This window comes from Halocatena halophila (assembly GCA_027563145.1).
Lineage (GTDB): Archaea > Halobacteriota > Halobacteria > Halobacteriales > Haloarculaceae > Halocatena > Halocatena halophila.
This window is the reverse complement of sequence record CP071306.1, coordinates 1,278,669-1,295,647: the sequence shown is the minus strand read 5'-3', so window position 1 is coordinate 1,295,647 and position 16,979 is coordinate 1,278,669. Positions and strand designations below refer to the sequence as shown.

16 protein-coding genes are annotated in these 16,979 nt (G+C 59.7%); 6 read left to right on the top strand and 10 right to left on the bottom strand.

Going from position 1 to position 16,979, the window contains the following annotated elements; translation table 11 throughout:
- Positions 1–6 precede the first annotated feature (6 nt).
- The 7 genes from pepF to JXQ78_RS06840 all read right to left on the bottom strand — a co-directional run bounded on the left by pepF (position 7) and on the right by JXQ78_RS06840 (position 7,007).
- Positions 7–1,800 carry an oligoendopeptidase F gene (gene pepF, locus JXQ78_RS06870; protein WP_330632739.1) on the bottom strand — a complete coding sequence of 598 codons (1,794 nt, stop codon included), beginning with the start codon at positions 1,798–1,800 and terminating at the stop codon, positions 7–9.
- A 67-nt stretch (positions 1,801–1,867) separates the two neighbouring features.
- Positions 1,868–2,800, bottom strand: coding sequence for a hypothetical protein (locus JXQ78_RS06865; protein ID WP_330632738.1), 933 nt, complete (start codon positions 2,798–2,800; stop codon positions 1,868–1,870).
- Positions 2,801–2,890: 90 nt separating this feature from the next.
- A complete protein-coding gene (gene truA / locus JXQ78_RS06860) occupies positions 2,891–3,697 on the bottom strand; it encodes a tRNA pseudouridine(38-40) synthase TruA (protein ID WP_330632737.1) in 807 nt (268 codons plus the stop codon).
- On the bottom strand, positions 3,697–4,992 hold the full coding sequence (gene hisS, locus JXQ78_RS06855; RefSeq protein ID WP_330632736.1) for a histidine--tRNA ligase: 1,296 nt from the start codon (positions 4,990–4,992) through the stop codon (positions 3,697–3,699). Before hisS ends, truA begins: the two co-directional genes overlap by 1 nt.
- 48 nt (positions 4,993–5,040) lie before the next feature.
- Positions 5,041–5,385 carry a DNA-binding protein gene (locus tag JXQ78_RS06850; RefSeq protein ID WP_330632735.1) on the bottom strand — a complete coding sequence of 115 codons (345 nt, stop codon included), beginning with the start codon at positions 5,383–5,385 and terminating at the stop codon, positions 5,041–5,043.
- A 100-nt stretch (positions 5,386–5,485) separates the two neighbouring features.
- On the bottom strand, positions 5,486–5,935 hold the full coding sequence (locus JXQ78_RS06845) for a 30S ribosomal protein S19e (protein ID WP_330632734.1): 450 nt from the start codon (positions 5,933–5,935) through the stop codon (positions 5,486–5,488).
- A 46-nt stretch (positions 5,936–5,981) separates the two neighbouring features.
- On the bottom strand, positions 5,982–7,007 hold the full coding sequence (locus tag JXQ78_RS06840; protein ID WP_330632733.1) for a lysylphosphatidylglycerol synthase transmembrane domain-containing protein: 1,026 nt from the start codon (positions 7,005–7,007) through the stop codon (positions 5,982–5,984).
- Between the two features lie 97 nt (positions 7,008–7,104).
- Between JXQ78_RS06840 and thiL the strand changes: the two genes are divergently transcribed.
- The 3 genes from thiL to JXQ78_RS06825 all read left to right on the top strand — a co-directional run bounded on the left by thiL (position 7,105) and on the right by JXQ78_RS06825 (position 9,992).
- Positions 7,105–7,968: a thiamine-phosphate kinase gene (gene thiL, locus JXQ78_RS06835; protein ID WP_330632798.1), complete on the top strand. Its 864-nt coding sequence runs from the start codon at positions 7,105–7,107 to the stop codon at positions 7,966–7,968.
- Between the two features lie 150 nt (positions 7,969–8,118).
- Positions 8,119–9,309, top strand: a complete 1,191-nt coding sequence (locus JXQ78_RS06830; protein WP_330632732.1) for an outer membrane protein assembly factor BamB family protein — start codon at positions 8,119–8,121, stop codon at positions 9,307–9,309.
- Entirely contained in the window at positions 9,309–9,992 is a 684-nt protein-coding gene (locus tag JXQ78_RS06825; protein ID WP_330632731.1) for a hypothetical protein, read from the top strand. Before JXQ78_RS06830 ends, JXQ78_RS06825 begins: the two co-directional genes overlap by 1 nt.
- A 3-nt stretch (positions 9,993–9,995) precedes the next feature.
- Here JXQ78_RS06825 and JXQ78_RS06820 read toward each other — a convergent pair whose 3' ends face one another.
- From JXQ78_RS06820 to JXQ78_RS06810, 3 genes are all read right to left on the bottom strand, one after another.
- Positions 9,996–11,135 (bottom strand): site-2 protease family protein, encoded by a 1,140-nt coding sequence (locus tag JXQ78_RS06820; RefSeq protein WP_330632730.1) that lies wholly within the window; start codon positions 11,133–11,135, stop codon positions 9,996–9,998.
- A gap of 93 nt (positions 11,136–11,228) precedes the next feature.
- On the bottom strand, positions 11,229–11,492 hold the full coding sequence (locus tag JXQ78_RS06815) for a DUF7123 family protein (RefSeq protein WP_330632729.1): 264 nt from the start codon (positions 11,490–11,492) through the stop codon (positions 11,229–11,231).
- A 292-nt stretch (positions 11,493–11,784) separates the two neighbouring features.
- Complete coding sequence (locus JXQ78_RS06810) at positions 11,785–12,678, bottom strand: molybdopterin synthase (RefSeq protein WP_330632728.1); 894 nt, start codon at positions 12,676–12,678, stop codon at positions 11,785–11,787.
- A gap of 96 nt (positions 12,679–12,774) precedes the next feature.
- Between JXQ78_RS06810 and pyrH the strand changes: the two genes are divergently transcribed.
- The 3 genes from pyrH (at position 12,775) to JXQ78_RS06795 (ending at position 16,968) form a co-directional block, all read left to right on the top strand.
- Positions 12,775–13,455, top strand: a complete 681-nt coding sequence (gene pyrH, locus JXQ78_RS06805) for a UMP kinase (protein ID WP_330632727.1) — start codon at positions 12,775–12,777, stop codon at positions 13,453–13,455.
- Positions 13,452–15,080, top strand: coding sequence for a lysine--tRNA ligase (lysS, locus tag JXQ78_RS06800; protein WP_330632726.1), 1,629 nt, complete (start codon positions 13,452–13,454; stop codon positions 15,078–15,080). Before pyrH ends, lysS begins: the two co-directional genes overlap by 4 nt.
- A gap of 106 nt (positions 15,081–15,186) precedes the next feature.
- Complete coding sequence (locus JXQ78_RS06795; RefSeq protein WP_330632725.1) at positions 15,187–16,968, top strand: site-2 protease family protein; 1,782 nt, start codon at positions 15,187–15,189, stop codon at positions 16,966–16,968.
- Positions 16,969–16,979 lie beyond the last annotated feature (11 nt).

The window sequence follows — 16,979 nt, the reverse complement described above, 5'->3', positions numbered from 1 at the left end:
GTCCCGTCAGACCAGCGAATCGTAACGATCGAGATACGACTCGTACGTTTCGAACGCGGTTTCGATTGGTGCTGGTGAGGCCATGTCGACGCCCGCTTCGCGGAGCAACTCGAGTGGATAGTCGCTCGACCCCGAGCTGAGAAAGTCCAGATAACGATCGGCGGCGTCTGGCTGGTCCGGATCGAGCAGCTGCTCGACGATCGCGACGGCCGCGCTGATCCCCGTGGCGTACTGATAGACGTAGTAGCCCATGTAGAAGTGTGGAATCCGCATCCACTCACGAGCAATGCGATCGTCCATCACGACCGGGTCGAGATAGCGCCCTTTGAGCTCACCATAGCACTCGTCGAACCTGTCAGGCGTCAGTGCGCCGCCCCCTTCGACGATTTCGTGGACCCGGTGTTCGAACTCCGCGAACATCGTCTGGCGCAACAACGTCGATCGGAACCGCTCGAGATACTCATCGAGCACGTGCCGGCGCAGGGTTTCGTCCTCGACGGTTTCCAGTAGATGATGCGTGAGCAGTGTCTCGTTGACCGTGCTTGCGACTTCGGCGACGAAGATCTCGTAGTTCGCGTAAACGAACGGCTGGTGCTCGTTCGAGTAGTAGCTGTGCATCGAGTGGCCCAGCTCGTGAGCAAGCGTGAACAGAGACGAAATGTCGTCCTGGTAATTCATCATAATGTATGGCTGGGTGTCGTATGTCCCGCTGCTGTAGGCTCCTGATTGCTTGCCCGCGTTCTCATAGACATCCACCCAGCGACTCTCGAGCCCATCGGCGAGCTGGTTCTGATAGTCCTCACCCAATGGAGAGACAGCCGCCGTGACGTACTCTGAGGCCTGCTCGTAGGAGATTTCCGGACTTTCGTTCCCAGTAAGTGACATATACACGTCCCACATCCGGAGCGCATCGACGCCGAGCACCTCGCGTTTGAGCTCGAGATGCTGGTGGAGTGTGTCGAGATTGTCGTTGACCGTTCCGACGAGGGTGTCATACACCGCAGGCGGGATCTTTTTTGGATGGAGCGCGGCTTCCCTGGCGGTGTCGTAGTTGTGCGCCTGTGCCTGTTTCACGTCGTTTGTCACGCTGTTTTTGAGCGCTGCACCGACGGCGTTCCGGACAGTTTCCCACTCGTCGTAGAACGACGTGTACACCTCCTTTCGGAAGGCCCGATCCGGCGTTTTCTGCAGCGTGGTGAAGTTTGCTTGCGTGATTTCGACGGCGTCACCGGATGGATCTTCAACCGTTGGAAATCGCATGTCGGCGTTCGTCAGCAGTTTGTAAATCTCGCTGGGCGCACTGGTAACCTCGCTGAGCTCTCCAAGCAACTGCTCGATCGCCGTCGATCGCGTGTGTGGTTTCATTCGGAGCACATCGTCGAAATACTGCTCGTACTCCTCGAGAGCTGGATTCGCCTCGATCATCTCCTCGATCTCTGTCGCAGAGCATTCCTGGAGCTCTGGATCGATGAATCCGGCGGTCGATCGCGCGGTGGCAGTGAGCGATTCTGCTCGCGCAGAGAGCGCCTGATACTCCTGGTTACGAGTGTCTTCGCTGGTTTTCAATCGGGTGTACGTCGCCACGTTCGAGACGGTCCGCATCAATCGCTCGGAGCAATCTAGCACATCGGCAAGCGTCTCGGGGTCCTCTGTGACGCGGCCTTCGTAGGTCGCTAGCTCATCGATCAACTCCTCGGTCTCAGCGACGCTCTGCTCGAACGCCGTTTCGTCCGCAAACAGATCCGATAGATCCCACTTATACTGCTCATCAATGTCATCGCGTTCGGGCACCGTACTCATACCTGTGCGTACGCCCCCGATCGGTTAAGGGCATCGTCCCTTCAAAAAAGAACAGCGTAACTGTGGACTACAGTCGTCTGCGAGCCAGGATGCCGATCAACGCAACTGCCAGCGCCAGTGTCGTCAGCACCACGTTGAAACCTGGCCCGGACGCGATCGTTTTCACACCGCCTGCGTCATCGCTCGCACTCGATCCATCAGAATCTCCGTCGGAACCGGATTTGGGCTCATCACACGTCCCCGGGAAGATCTGCACGTCTTCATAGAGATTCAGTGCGTGAGCTTTCCCATCACCGGACCGAACGATCCAACGCTGGACCTGATTCATGGTCCCCTCACCCTCCCAGCCGGGGTAGGGGTAGGAGTTGGCCTCCTTGTTGAATTTCGGCGTGATCGTGACGGTTCGATCCCACGAAGACGGATTTGCGCGATAGACACCGCCATCGCTCCGACCGCCGGCCCAGCCCCACGTGGCCGTAGCCATCGACTTGTTGTAGGTAAACCGATCGTCAGCACCGCCGTAGCCGTCGTCTTTGACCGTCCAGCCACCAGTAACCGGCAGTCCTTTCATCACGAACGTGATCGCACCGCCGCCTTCCGTTCTGTTCCCGGTGAACTTATCGTGAAGGAAAACGAGGCTCAGTCCACCGTTCCCCTTATAAAAGAAGAACTGGCTGGTGTCCTGGACCTGTAGATCGTCGGTGCCGCGTGAGCTATAGCCATGGCCGTGCGTCCGATAGTCGTACCACGAAACCACGTTGTCCGAGCCATCACCCATTGGCGAGACCGTATAACAGGTCTCGCCCTGTTTGACGCCGAACGTCCCTGGATCACCGCCTCCGTTGTCCTGTGCTGTGACGATTCCGGTCAACCCCACTGTTGAGGCTCCGACGACCACCGTCACCATGAGGAGTACGCTGGCCGTCGCGCCGTAGCGCCGAAGCCAGTCGTACCGCCCGCTGGCAGTTGTACGCCGTTCGTCGCTGTACGGTCGGTTCATTGTTGCCAGTACTGACGGGCACACGTAGCCACCTAAGTATACTCGCACTTCTGACTGTAAACCGGAGCTTACCGCCAGAATTCGGCGGATTCACTCTGGTTCGACGCCGCGTTTGATTGTCCGTGCGACGCGAGCCCGTGTTGTGAGCTGCTGGTGATTTCGTTCGAACACCTCGATCGCGGACGTGGCGGCCTCCCCGTCCCGGTCGAACGACAGGCCGGGATATACCACGTCACACAATACGAGCGGTTCTGGTGGTGCGACCTGGACGCCATCGGGTCCACTGAGTGTTTCGGCCGCCAGAACGGCCTCGAGATCGTCGCGTTCGCCCCGGCCGATCGCAGTGAGCAATCCCACGATTCGACGAACGAGCTGCCGTGGGAATCCATCTGCCTCGAGTGTCACCACAATGAACGGCGCTTCGACACGGAGGGCTGTCTGCAAGGTTCGTGTCGTGTTGTCGTCGTCTGGCGTGAGCGCACGAAAGTCGTGTGTCCCCGAGAGTGACGCCAGTGCAGTCTGTATCCGGTGTAGCTCGACGGTTTCTTCGAGCAGATAATACGTGTACGTCCGGCGTTTCGCGTCGTGCGTCGCGTGAAACGATGGGTCTGTTTTCGCCATTGCCCACGCACGGATCGATGCGGGAAGCTCGCTGTTGAGTGCTCGCGGCGTGAGCCAGTCCGGCGTCTCGAGTCCCACGGTCTGTGCGAGAGCCGACACGCCACGATCCGTTCGTCCGGCGGCGGCGTAGCCCGATGGGCGGTGCTCGCCATCGAACACGCCGAGCCGACCAAGCGCAGCGAACAGCTCCCCTTCGACGGTCGTCACTGTGGGCTGGCGCTGAAATCCGTGATAGTCCGTGCCGTCGTACGCGAGCCGAAACGCCCGATGGACCATCAGGCGTAGTCGTCGTACGTTGGTGACGTGTCCTCGCGGATGGCAGCGAGGGGGACGGTCGTCTGCTCGCCGGAGTCCATCGCTTTGATCGTCACCTCGTCGTTTTCGAGATCGCGCTCGCCAACGATGATGACGGTTTCGGCCCCAATGCTGTCGGCATAGCCCATCTGCGAGCCAAAGCTCCGGTCGGCGATGTCCGTCTCGACGACGTGTCCGTTCTTGCGCAGCGACTGGACGATCTCGGTGGCGACGGCACGCGTCTCGCCGACGGTCAACACGTAGTAATCCGTCTGCAGTGACTCATCGGGCAATACCCCCGCGTTATCGAGCAATAGCGCGAGTGTTGCGTGTCCGAACGCCACGCCCACGGCCGGTGTCGGCTGTCCGCCGTAGCCCTCGATCAGTTCGTCGTAGCGTCCACCGCCGAATACGGCACGGGAGACGCTGCCCGTTGAGTCGAAACACTCGAACACCGTCCCGGTGTAGTAATCCAGTCCACGGGCCGTATCGAGCGAGAGCGAACAGTACTGGCGCACGCCTAGCTCTTCGGCGTTCGCAAACACGTCCTGAAGGTTGGTGATTGCCGACCTGAGACGGTCGCCTTCTGCGTATTCGAGGAGCTCATCGAGCGACTCGACGGCTAGCAGTTCGTCGAACGTGCTCGCTTGCTCTGTCGTCAGCCCGCTGTCTTCGAGCAGCTCGTAATACGTCGCAAGATCAATTTTCTCGCGCTTATCCACCGCCCGAATCGCCCCCCCAACGTCCACATCGGCGTCGAATGACTCCAGTAGCCCGCCGAGGATATCCCGGTGGCTGATGCGAAATTCGAACGACTCGCGGTCTAAGCCCAGTGCTGTCAGCGAGTTGGCCGTCAGCGCGAGGATCTCGGCGTCGGCCATTGGCTCGGCCGACCCAAAGCAGTCAACGTTCGTCTGATAAAACTCCCGAAAGCGGCCCTGCTGGGGCTCTTCATACCGCCAAAACGGCCGTGTCGATCGCCACTTGATCGGCTTCGATAGCGCCTGCTGTTTTGCCACCACCATCCGGGCGACTGTTGGGGTCAGCTCCGGTGTGAGCGCCAGTTCGCGACCGCCCTGGTCAGTGAACGAGTAGAGCTCTTCGACGATCTCCTCGCCGCTCTTATCAATATAGAGCTGTGTCGGCTCGAGTGCCGGTGTTCCGATCTCACGATAGCCATAGCGGCGGCTCACCGCTTCGATCGTATCGATGACTGCCCGACGGGGACCCATCTCGTCGGGATAGAAATCACGAAAGCCTTTGATAGGGTCGTCCATACCCACACCTCTCAGCAGATACACTTCAACTCGGCGGTAGCGAGTGGACTACCGATGGCGGATGTTGAAGCTCTTCGAGTCCGGCGTCAGCTCACTGAGGAGCTGTTTCATCTGCTCTTCGTCGATTTTCCCCTGCACACGACCGCTCTGGGCAAGCGCGACGATTTGGCGCTCGATCTGTTCTCCGTGTTCGGGTTTCGACATTTTCACGGTGTTGAGCCGTTTTCGCGCGCCATCGGTCAGGCTCTGGCGCAGGATGGCTTTTTTCTGGGCTTCGGCCTGTTCTTGCTGGGCCTGCATTGCCTCCTCGTCGACATCCTGCGATTCCTGCTGTTCTTTGAGCTGTTCCATCTTCTTCTGACGAAGCTCTTCGAGCTCGTCCTCACTCGGCATGCCAAACCGTTAGCGAGCGCGACACAAAACCGTGACGGGCCAGCGCCCGTCCATAGCTGTCGCTTCGTGCGTGGTTCGAATCGGCTTCGTGAAACGAAATTCAGGCGTAGCGCTCTAGCTCTGGTCGGTCGAGTTCTTCGAGCACTTCAGAAGCAGTCTCATCGAGCAGCGCGCGGCCGTCGCCAGAAATCCGGCGGCCCTCGCCCTCACCGGTTTCGATGTAGCCCTCTGCTTCGAGCTGCTGGAGAATTGTCCGGATGATATTGCCGCTGGCACCGGTTTTCTGATCCGGTCGAACCCGGTACCGGGTCGATCCCTGCTTTGAGCCGCCGTAGGCCGTTCGCAGTCGTTCGACACCCACCGGCCCGTCTTTGGCGACGGTCCGCAGGAGACTGGCCGCTCTGACCTGCCAGAAGTCGTCCTGTTCGGGTGGCAGTTCGCGTGAGACACCGGATTTGGTGTACTCATTCCACTCGGGTGGTTCGATGTCGAGCTTCTGGGCGATCGCCTCGATGAGCGCGTCCGCCGGCACGTCGTAGAACGTCGTCATTACGGATCTATCCACTCGCGCGCTGTTTAAACACATCGATGCCGACTCAGCTGGGCTCTGTCGTCGATCGAACGCCCAGCAGCCACGCCACACCGCCACCGAGCAGCGTCGGAAGCAGATATGTGACCGTTCGATGAATGATTACGGCCGCGCCAGCCACTGGCGGAGCGACACCCAGTGAGACGAGCAACGCCGCCAACACTGATTCGATGCCGCCAATTCCACCTGGCAGTGGCGTGACTGATGCGATCGAGCCAAGCGGCACGACGAGCAGCGGGATCGTAAACGCCACGGCTGTGCCCAGCGATAACAGCGACAGCCAGAGACACGTGGCCAGCGCCAGCCAGCCCAGCGCAGACCAGCCCAGTGCGAGCAATAGCCGTTCTCGATCGCTCCCCACTCGACTCACGGCGCTGAAAAACCCGGTAACCCGTTTTTCGATCGCCGACCTGGATGGCACCGTTCGCTGAGGAATGAGCCGACAGATCGTGCGACCGATCGGCCACAGCAGACGAACGATTGCGCGTTCGAGATGCGTTTGATATCGCAGTCCGATACCGATGCCGGCGACGATGATAACGGCGATTACACCAACGACGACGGCAGCGGCTCTGAGCTGTTCGGTCAGCGCGGCCGTCACCGCCACCCATCCCAGTCCGACCGTGGCAAATGATAGCGAGGGGACAAAATGGATGGCATCAGCACTGGCGATCGCCGCCAGCCCGGTTTCGTACTCCGCATCTGCGGCTTCGGCGACGAGAAATGCGCTCACCGGCTCGCCGCCGGCCTGGCCGAACGGCGTGACGTTGTTTGCAAACAGCGCTCCAGCATACACCAGCACAGCCGTCCGAACGCGGATACCCCCGTCGACCGCGCCGATGACCACACGTAATAACAATCCCCACGCGGTGAGCCAGACACAAAACACGAGCGGGAGCACCACGAGTATCGATGGGTTCGCCCGTCCAAGAGCGTCGAGCGTCTGATCGACGCCGAGAATGGAGAGCAACAGCCCGAGCAGCAATAGCCCTCCTCCAAACCCGAGTAGCGTCGTTCGATTCCGGACGGCCATACCGTGTTACCAACGATTAGCTGCTTCAATCCACCGGATCGTTCGAGACTGTGGCGATCGGAGGGGTGTTATGGTGTCCAACCCGTTTGGCTGTGACATGGATGAGCGGAGTGCGCTCGGGTTGATCGAGGGGCTGGTCGGAGCTGCTGGTGACGACGCAGCGGTAGTCGGCGAGACGGTGATATCGACGGATATGCTCCACGAGACGACGGATTTTCCCGATGGAACCACGCGCTACACGGCGGGATGGCGGGCGGTAGGAGCGTCGCTCTCGGACATTGCCGCAATGGGTGCTACTCCCACCGCTGCCGTTGCGGTGTACGGTGCGCCGTCGTTCGAGTCATCGTCACTGTCGGCATTTCTCGAGGGAGCAAGTGACGTTTGCTCGCTCGTCGGCGCAGAGTACGTCGGTGGCGACCTCGACGGACACAACGAGTTCACCGTCGCAACGACGGCGATTGGAACGAGTGCACACCCGGTCTGTCGGTCCGGAGCGACGGCTGGCGAAACCGTCTGTGTCACTGGAACGTTCGGGCGCAGCGCAGCGGCCCTGGAACTGTTCGATGCGGACCCAGAGCTCGCAAACGAACTGTTTCGATTCGAACCTCGAACCGTCGCTGGCGAGGCAATCGCCCCACACGCGGGCGCAATGATGGACTCAAGCGACGGCCTGGCACGGTCGCTCCACCAGCTCGCAGCGGCGAGCAACTGTGGCATCTCCGTCCGACGGGCTGCGATCCCGATTGACGACCGTGTCCGAGCGGTTGCCGATAGCCCCTCGGAGGTGACCGAGTACGGACTTCATTTTGGCGAGGATTTTGAGCTGGTGTTCACAACCGGATCTGTCGAAGCGGTCCAGTCGGCGTGTGACGTTCCGGTGACGCCAATCGGCCGTGTGACGGACGACGATGCGGTGACGATCGATGGTACTGAACTCCAGGATCGAGGATTCACGCACTGAGTCCGGCCGTCGCCGAAAACAGTCAGTTACCATCATATTTCTCATATCTCTCTTCTAAACTGTCATCTCTGGATGGTACAGAGAACTTGTTACTGTGCTGTATGGTTCCGTTCCAGTTGATTTTTGAGCATACGATGATATTCACTGTCAATGAACTGGTCACCGTCTCGGCGCGGCATGCTCAGTCTCTGTGGGGGTGTGGTAGGCGTCGTTCCGCTCTGGTCAGTGTACGAGCGCTACAAACCACCGACGCGGTACTCGACGCCGCCGCCGGGATCGTGGCCAGTGCACGGTTACGATCCCGCCGGGACGTGGCACAATCCGTACGCTACTGCTCCCAGAACGGGCGTGCGACTGCGCTGGCGGGTACGTGACCGTGCGCTCGAACCGCTCTCTCCGGTGCTGGTTGGTGAGGGAACGGTGTACGGCATTGGTGTCGATATTGTGGGTGTCGATATCGTCACTGGCGAACCGACGCTGACCCACCGCAGCTCCGATGTGTCTCGCGGCGCGCTCGTTCCGTCAGCCGTCTACCGCAACGAGTCGTTGATTCTGTCTTCCGGCGCGGCCATTCGAGCGTTGACACTGCCGGACGATCCGGGTTCGGGCACCGTTCGCTGGAACCACACCGTGAATGGCACGGATACGGACGGGCTCGTTCCACCCGTGACCGACGGTCGGGATGTCGTCATCGACACGGGAGACGAACTCGCAGTGGTCGAACCCACTGAGGGGGTGGTTCGCTGGCGTCGCTCTGGGTCTGGATCTAGACCATCACTCGCTCACGGAACGGTTTACACCGTTGATGGCGAGCAACTCCGTGGGTTCGACGTGGAGACGGGCGATCAGACGACTGCCGTACAGCCCTCTGGGCTGTTGCCCGACAGCGTGGTGGCGATTCCGGACGGGTTTATCGTCCGTGACGGTGGGACGACCGCGTGTTTGCGCGCGGATGGCTCGGTTTGCTGGCGACAATCATCCACAGGTCACCTGCCGTATGCGAGTGCCCCGGCGGTCACCGACGAGGCGGTGTATGCGGTTGTTCCCGAAGCGGACGGTCGGTCGATTGGTGCATATTCACTCTCTGATGGGCGCGAACGGTGGCGATCAGCCCTCGTTCCGACGGGCTTATCAGCATTTCAGGCTCCAGCGGTCGCGAATGAGGCCGTCTATTTCCCTACTGCTGACGGAGGTGTGGGTGCAGTAGATGCAGCCTCTGGCGAAACGCTCTGGCAGACGGCCGCTCCGTTCGATGACCGGCCGATTTCTGCCATCATTGCGGCTGGTGAGGGCGTGTACTGTTCGGACGGTCGATCGATCTACGCGCTGGGGGTCGGCTGATGGGATCTTCGCTCATCTACGATGCCGTCCACCGCCTGCGAGGTTCCCCCGAAACAGTGGCGGTCGGACTCGGTGCCGGCCTGTTCATCCAGGGTCTCGATCGACTCCTACAGGAATCACCGATCGCACATATGGCGGCTAGATCGTTTTCAGCGGCACCACCGACCGTCAGCGTTCAGCTCATCTCTCAGGTAACGTTCTCTCGACCAGCACTGATGGGACTTGAGCCAACGTGGCAGCTGTGGGCCCTCTGGCTGTTGTTACTTGAGTATTCGGTGACGATCGGCTGTGGTGGCTGGCTGTTCGCCCGGCTCCGTGGTGTCTCTCTCTCGCCGAAGGGGCTCGTTCGGTATGGACTGCTCACGGTGCCAAGCTGGATCGTGCTCCCGTACACGCCCGGACCAGTGTGGACAGCGCTGAGCACGACCATCACTATCTGTGGGTTTGCACTGCTGTTCGTTCTTCCCGGATTGCTTATTGAGGGCATTCCGTTCAGCCGTGCGATTCCGATGAGCGTAACGGTTACACGACGAAGCTGGCTCTCAGTTGTTGGAGCCACCCTTGTCGTTCTTGGGGGCTATCAGCTCGCCGCAATGGATACACGGAGTGGGCCAATGCTTTCTGCAGTCGTGGGTGTTGTTCACGCGAGTCTGGTTGCTGGCTTTCTGGCTCACACCGAGTGATCGTTAGACGAGCTCGAACGGCACGGGCGTGAAACAGCCCACCCCAAGCACGAACGTCCCGATGCCGAGCGCCATCCGTCGAGTGTCAAGTGGCTCTTCTCGCATCGGATGGGCAGGACCGGCATACGCGAACACTGTGGTGATGATCCCCCAGAAAAACCAGAGAAAGACTGCCTCTAGCGCAAACGCACGCACGATGAGCAGATATCCCCCGAGCAAAAACAACGCGGCCGGAACGAGTACGCCGATGGTCTCCTGGCGCTGGCCGATCATCGCTCGCATGAGGTGGCCGCCATCAAGCTGGCCGACGGGTAGCAGATTCAAAAACGTGATGAACATACCGACCCAGCCGCCAACCACGACCGGATTGATCCACAGCCCGTCGGTGAACGTGAGTGATTCGCCGGTCGCCATGGCGATGAGCTGAATCAGCGGTGGATAGTTCAATCCCGTTATCTGGTAGATCGGGCCGTCGACCGCAACGGGATCGAGCTGGAGACCGATTGTCGTCACGATGATGGCGGCCAGTAGTCCGGCAAGCGGTCCTGCAACGCCGATGTCGAACAGCGCTTTCCGCGAGGGAATCCGGCCTTTCATCTTGATCACGGCACCCATCGTCCCGAAGATCGTCGGCACGGGGATGAAATACGGCAGACTCGCGTGGACGCGGTGATAGCGACTCATAACGTAGTGACCAAGTTCGTGCACACCGAGCACACCAAGCACGGCGACGGCAAACGGCCAGGTCTGAAGCACCGCCAGCGGGTGGGCGTTCTCGATGCCATACCAGCGCACACCCGCATACAGTGTCGTCACCAGCGTCAACATCGCGAAAATGAGGTTGTTCCATGGAATGCCGTCGATACCGAGCGACCGTGGCTCTGCGATCAGTGCCTGTCGAGGTGTCGAAATATCGACGCCTGTGATCGGATCAGTCGCTCCATCCGTGACCGTTGTTAGGTGCACTTCATAGCCGTGTTCACGAAACAGGGGCCATACCTTCCGTTCGACAGCAGCCGGCGCGATGGCTGGCTCGCCAAGATACACAAGCCGGTCGTTCTCACGGCGAACCTCGGAAACAGCAAACACCGGATCGAGCGTCTCGACCGCCGGGCCACCGAGAGGGTCGTCGGACTCGGCCATTATGGAAGTGGAAGACCCGAGCAAAAATAAATCTCGGGCAAAAAAGCGCCAGAAGGGACCTGCCAGAGAGTGGATGAAGCCAACAGCGAGTGCCTAGTTTGTTGTCCTCACCCGCCACGTCGTTGCGCTTGTGTACGACCATTTTTCGATCTCAATCTCCGTGACGGTGTCGGTCAGTTTGCACATCAGTGCGCCGATTTCCTTCGGCGAGAGATCGACATCATCAGCGATAAACTTGCTTTTGAAGTAGACCTCGCCGTTGCCTTCGACGGCCTGCGTGTAGAGATACTCGCGGAGCCGAGACTCTTTGTTACCAGCGGAGACATCAGCGGTCTGTTGAGAGGGAGTTGCGCTCATGCTTTCACCACAGTAGCTCGTAGTGTGGATACCTGCATATAACTGGAGGAACATTGAAACTATTTCACGACTGCTGGGAGTAAAGCCGAATAAATCGAGGTGAAACATACGTTTTACAACCGGCAGAGAACGCCAGAGATATTTTATAACCGGTTCTCGTGACGTTTCACCGAACACATATTCAATCTGGTTGGTTTTCTCAGGAATATTTCATAGATGTGGCATGTCCTTGGGCCATATTTAATTCAAATTCTCATGGTGTATAATTGTTCTCCTCGCGCACTGGGTCGTATCACTGTTGGTCCGCCTGGTCGTGCACCCAGAACGTTTCATCGGTTGTGACTTCTTTTTTGAAGATCGGCACCTCCGCTTTCAGGCGGTCGATTCCGTCTTCGACGGTTCGAAACGCTTCGCGTCGGTGACCGGCCAGCACGACGACGTATACGATCTCTTCGCCGCGTTCGATGACGCCGGTTCTGTGGTGAAACCGGACGGCATGGACGCCCTCTCGGGCCTCGAGTTCTTCGCGAATCGTATCGAGCCGGTCGCTGGCCACTTTTTCGTACATCTCGAAGGAGAGATACTCGGTTGGGGTATCGTCAGGATGCTCTTTCGCACGCACGCGCCCGGTGAACGTCGCGATCGCCCCCGCCTGTGATTCGGCCGACACCGTCTGTACGTCGTTCACGAGCGTCTCGAGCGTGACGTGTGGGGTGGTGTCGTCGATTTGTTCGAGTATTGGTTCTAGCGCACAGGTTTCGGGGTCGTCGATCTCCAACAAGGGTGTATCCGTATCCATCTCGCCGACGGCGATCGTCTCGACGGCTCCGCCGGTGTGGCCCTCGAGCAAGCAGTAGTCGTATTTGCCGGCGAGATCGTCGATGAGCTCCTCGATCGACCGGTCGGTCGTCCCATACCCACTCCAGCCCTCGGCGGCGTGGCCATACGCCACGTCAGCACCAGCGGCGGTGTAGTGAATCGCGTTTTCGTGACCGGGGGCCGGCTGTGCTGGAAGTTCGGTGATGTCGCCAGAATCTTCGATTCTGGTAATGTCGTCAGGCGAAGCCTGACTGCTAACCGAGCTTCGCTTGGTGATGGTGGCAAGGGACCCCCGGGCTGAAAGCCGACCGACGAGCCGTTCGAGGAGCACGCTGGCGTCCTCACCCACAATGGACACGGTGTGCATATCTGGCGTAGGGAGAGCGATCGCAATAGAGGTTGTGGGGCTGTCGGATTCCGCGCTTAATAACTCTTAAGCGGGCCAGCAGGCTATTTCGTTCCAATGAGAGCTATCGTTTCTGTCGGTGGCAGCGTTCTCGCTCCAGATCTTGACGGTGAGCGGGTAGAAGCGTACGCCGACAGTATCGAGGCGATTCGGGCTGCGGGCCATGACGTTGGCGTCGTTGTTGGTGGGGGATCGATCGCACGGGAGTATATTGAAACCGCGCGTGCGATCGGTGCGAACGAGATGGCGCTCGATCAGCTTGGCATTGGGGTGACCCGACTGAACGCACGACTGTTGATCGCAGCGCTGGGTGAGACCGCACGACAGGTTCCGCCCGAAGCGTACGAAGTGGCGGCTGGCGCGCTGTTTGACGGTGACGTACCGGTGATGGGCGGGATGATTCCGGGACAGACGACCGATGCGGTCGCGGCTGCGCTCGCTGAAACCGTCGATGCGGAGCTGCTCGTCTTTGCGACCAGTGTCGATGGCGTCTACAGCGAGGATCCTTCACAGTCGAGCACGGCAGAGAAGTTCGAGTCGCTTGCAACCGACGAACTGGTGAACATCATCGGCGACATCGAAATGCACGCCGGCTCGAACGCACCCGTCGATCTGCTGGCCGCAAAGCTGATCCAGCGATCCGGTACCCGGACGGTCGTCCTGGACGGCACCGATCCCGCGGCGGTTCGTCGTGCAATCGAAGACGGATCACACGAGGGGACCGAGGTGGTGCCGTGAGCAGCGCAGAGTCCCCCGATGATCGCCGGGCGTTCTGGGCCGATTCAGTCGCCGATGAGATTCTCGCGAGTGATCCGGACGAACCGATCATCATCAAGGGAGGCGTTTCGCCCTCGGGTGTGCCACACATCGGTCACACCAATGAGATCATGCGCGGCTATTTCGTGGCCGAGTCGTTGCGCGATCGGGGCTATGACGTTCGGCAGGTGTTCACCGCAGACGATAAAGATCGGCTCCGAAAGATGCCCCGTACGCTGGCGTCGCTCGATGGCGAAATCGTCGGGCTGGGCGATATCAATGCCAGTGCCCTCGGTGAGAATCTGGGCAAGCCCCTCACCGACGTTCCCGACCCCTTTGGCTGTTGTTCGTCGTTTGGTGCCCATCAGACGACGCTGCTCGAACGGAGCGCAAACGCACTTGACGTGCCGATCGAGATCGTCTCGAACACGGAGCTGTACGCCGATGGCACGTTCGAGCCGGCCGTTCGGACGGCACTCAAAAACCGCGAGGAGGCACGAACCGTGCTCGGGGAGTACCAGGAGAAGGTTGATGACTCCTACGTACCGTTCTCGCCGCAGTGTTCAAACTGTGGCCATCTGACCGAGAGCGTCACTGCTGTCGATCTCGACGCTGGCACCGTCGATTACGTCTGTGAGAGCGTTGAGGCCGGCAACCAGACGATCGAGGGCTGTGGTCACGCGGGAACGGCCACGTTCAGGGAGGGAAAGCTCCCGTGGCGCTTTGAGTGGCCAGCCCAGTGGATGGTGCTCGACGTTGATTTCGAGCCGTTTGGCAAAGACCACGCCGAGGGCTCCTGGCCGAGCGGCAAGGAGATTGCAGACACTATCTTCGAGATCGATCCACCAGTGCCGATGGTGTATGAGTGGTTCACCTACAACGGCGAGGCGCTCTCTTCGTCGTCTGGTCACGTCATCACCGTGGATACGGTACTTTCGATGATCGAACGCGAGGTGTTTCGCTATTTCTTCACGAAGCCACCGAAGCGAGCCCGTGATTTCGACGTTTCGCGGTTCGATCAGCTTGTCGATGAGTTCGATCGCTTCGAGGCGATCTACTTCGATCGAATCGAGGGTGCCGATCGAGAGTCGGCGTTTGCAGAGCGGGCCTATCCACACTGTGTCGACGCCGTCGATACGGACCGAATTCGCATTCCGTACACGTTTGCCGCCGTGCTGGGCATGACCGACGACGAACAACTGCGCGAGACGATGGCGCGTCGCAGCGGCCATCTCCCCGAATCAGCGCCCGACCAGGCCATCGACGACGCGCTCAGTCGAGTGGAAAAGGCACGCACCTGGGCCGTCGAGACGGACAACGAGTACAATTACCGGCTGGCAGAAACGCTCCCCGACGTGAATCCCACTGCGTCGGAAGCGACTGCGCTTGAAGCGCTGGCAACGGCGATCGAGAGCACGGAGCTTGACGACGACGCGATTCAAGAACAGATCTACGAGTCGGCCCGGTCGAACGATATCGAGGTTGGCCGACTGTTCGAGCTGGGCTATCAGCTCTTTTTGGGCCAACCACAGGGCCCCCGACTTGGACCGTTCCTCGGTGCGCTCGACGAATCGTTTGTCGTGAGCCGACTCCGGCTCGAAGCGTAAGCGGCCAGTGAATGCAGTAAGGTGGACCAAACCCGCCTATCGAACGGGGACTTCTCGACCTGAAAGAAGATAAGGCTCATACGAGTACCACTGTTTGAGACGAACGATGGTCGATACGCTCTGGTTGGTGCTCGGTGGCCTCATGTTCTACTGGTTCGTGATGACGATCGCACAGCAACAGGGATGGCTCCCCGAGCAGATCAGAACACAGGGGCCGATCACCACCCTTCACACCCAGTACGGGAAGGTGTTGCTCGATCGGCTCTCACAGCCCCGCAGATTCTGGCGTGCCTACGGCAATTTCGGTGTTGGCATCGCGATCGTCATGATGGCTGGTGTCTTTTTGATGGTGCTCATTGCGGGCATTCAGGCAGTGGTGAATCCACAGCCAACCGTCGTGAACGAACCACAGAACGTACTGGTGATCCCCGGCGTCAACGACTTTCTGCCGCTTTCTGTCGCCCCGGAGATCGTGTTTGGCTTGCTCGTTGGCTTGGTCGTTCACGAGGGCGGTCACGGGCTGTTCTGTCGCGTTGGCGACATCGAGATCGATTCAATGGGGCTTGCAATGCTGGCGATTATTCCGATCGGGGCGTTCGTCGAGCCCGAAGAGATGAGCCGACTGAAGGCAGATCGGGGGAGTCAGACGCGCATGTTTGCCGCCGGCGTCACCAACAATTTCGCGGTGACGATCGTCGGCTTTCTGTTGTTGTTCGGGCCGGTAATGGGTGCGGTATCGGTTGCGCCTGGCGCGCCCGTCGGCGACATCGTCACTGGTTCGCCAGCGGATCAAGCGGGAATCGAGCGTGGCGATCGAATCACCGCGATCAACGGCGAATCGGTCGCTGATGCGGACGCGCTCAACCGCCGGCTCACAGAGATTGAGGATAAAACGGTTGAGGTGACCGTTGCGACCGGTGATGGCGAGCGAACGGAGCGTGTCACCCGCGAGCTGTTCGTGACGCGATCTGCGGCCGGTGCTCTCGATGGAGCGGCCAATGACTCCGGCCAGCCGGTCCATATTCAGTCGGTAAACGGCTCGAACGTCTCAACACGCGCCGAGCTCCGGAGTTTGCTCGAATCAAATCCACGGGTTACCGTCACGACAAATCGCACGGAGTTCGAGCTCGTTGGTGGAGCGGCTGTCCAGGGATTGACTGAGGAGAGTCCCCTGGCGAATCGCTCGGAAATCACCAACGCCAGTCAGTTCGTCATCACTCGGTTCGATGGCGAACGGATTGTCAGTGCTGACGAGCTCAGCGCAGCGCTCGAAGCCACGACACCGGGAGACACTGTACAGGTGACAGCTGTTGTCGATGGTGAGAAACGACAGTTCACCACGACGCTCACTGATGGCCCTGCAGACCACGGCTACATCGGCGTGACGATCATTCCAGGGATCGGCGGGAACACGATCGACGATTTCGGCATCTTCGAGTATCCTGCCGAGCAGTTCCTCGCGAGCCTCGGTGGAACGAGCGGGCTCTCGCCGATGGGCTTTCTTTCGCACTCGATTCAGGCGCTCTCGCTTCCGTTCGCAGGGGCACTCGGTGCGACGTCCTACAACTTTGCCGGCTTCGTCGAGCCAGTGACGAACTTTTACACTGTTGAGGGCCCGCTCTCATTTTTGGGTGGCTGGCTGTTCCTCATCGCGAATTTGCTGTTCTGGACCGGCTGGATCAACATCAATCTCGGATTTTTCAACTGTGTGCCGGCCTATCCGCTCGATGGCGGTCACATTCTCAGATCAACCACCGAAGCGGTTGTCTCACGGCTGAACGTGGGCGATGGCAGGCGACTCACTCGGATGGTGACGACGACCATCGGACTCACCATGGGAGCCGGGCTCGTGTTGATGGTGTTTGGTCCGCAGCTGTTTGGCGGCTAATCCCACTTATA

Excerpts from the sequence above, each read along its gene's own strand:
- pyrH (WP_330632727.1), top strand. The coding sequence starts at position 12,775 with ATGAGAGCTATCGTTTCTGTCGGTGGCAGCGTTCTCGCTCCAGATCTT.
- JXQ78_RS06830 (WP_330632732.1), top strand. The coding sequence starts at position 8,119 with ATGAACTGGTCACCGTCTCGGCGCGGCATGCTCAGTCTCTGTGGGGGT.
- JXQ78_RS06850 (WP_330632735.1), bottom strand. The coding sequence starts at position 5,385 with ATGCCGAGTGAGGACGAGCTCGAAGAGCTTCGTCAGAAGAAGATGGAA.
- JXQ78_RS06865 (WP_330632738.1), bottom strand. The coding sequence starts at position 2,800 with ATGAACCGACCGTACAGCGACGAACGGCGTACAACTGCCAGCGGGCGG.
- JXQ78_RS06810 (WP_330632728.1), bottom strand. The coding sequence starts at position 12,678 with ATGCACACCGTGTCCATTGTGGGTGAGGACGCCAGCGTGCTCCTCGAA.
- thiL (WP_330632798.1), top strand. The coding sequence starts at position 7,105 with ATGGATGAGCGGAGTGCGCTCGGGTTGATCGAGGGGCTGGTCGGAGCT.
- JXQ78_RS06820 (WP_330632730.1), bottom strand. The coding sequence starts at position 11,135 with ATGGCCGAGTCCGACGACCCTCTCGGTGGCCCGGCGGTCGAGACGCTC.
- JXQ78_RS06825 (WP_330632731.1), top strand. The coding sequence starts at position 9,309 with ATGGGATCTTCGCTCATCTACGATGCCGTCCACCGCCTGCGAGGTTCC.
- JXQ78_RS06840 (WP_330632733.1), bottom strand. The coding sequence starts at position 7,007 with ATGGCCGTCCGGAATCGAACGACGCTACTCGGGTTTGGAGGAGGGCTA.
- JXQ78_RS06845 (WP_330632734.1), bottom strand. The coding sequence starts at position 5,935 with ATGACGACGTTCTACGACGTGCCGGCGGACGCGCTCATCGAGGCGATC.
- truA (WP_330632737.1), bottom strand. The coding sequence starts at position 3,697 with ATGGTCCATCGGGCGTTTCGGCTCGCGTACGACGGCACGGACTATCAC.
- hisS (WP_330632736.1), bottom strand. The coding sequence starts at position 4,992 with ATGGACGACCCTATCAAAGGCTTTCGTGATTTCTATCCCGACGAGATG.
- pepF (WP_330632739.1), bottom strand. The coding sequence starts at position 1,800 with ATGAGTACGGTGCCCGAACGCGATGACATTGATGAGCAGTATAAGTGG.
- JXQ78_RS06795 (WP_330632725.1), top strand. The coding sequence starts at position 15,187 with ATGGTCGATACGCTCTGGTTGGTGCTCGGTGGCCTCATGTTCTACTGG.
- JXQ78_RS06815 (WP_330632729.1), bottom strand. The coding sequence starts at position 11,492 with ATGAGCGCAACTCCCTCTCAACAGACCGCTGATGTCTCCGCTGGTAAC.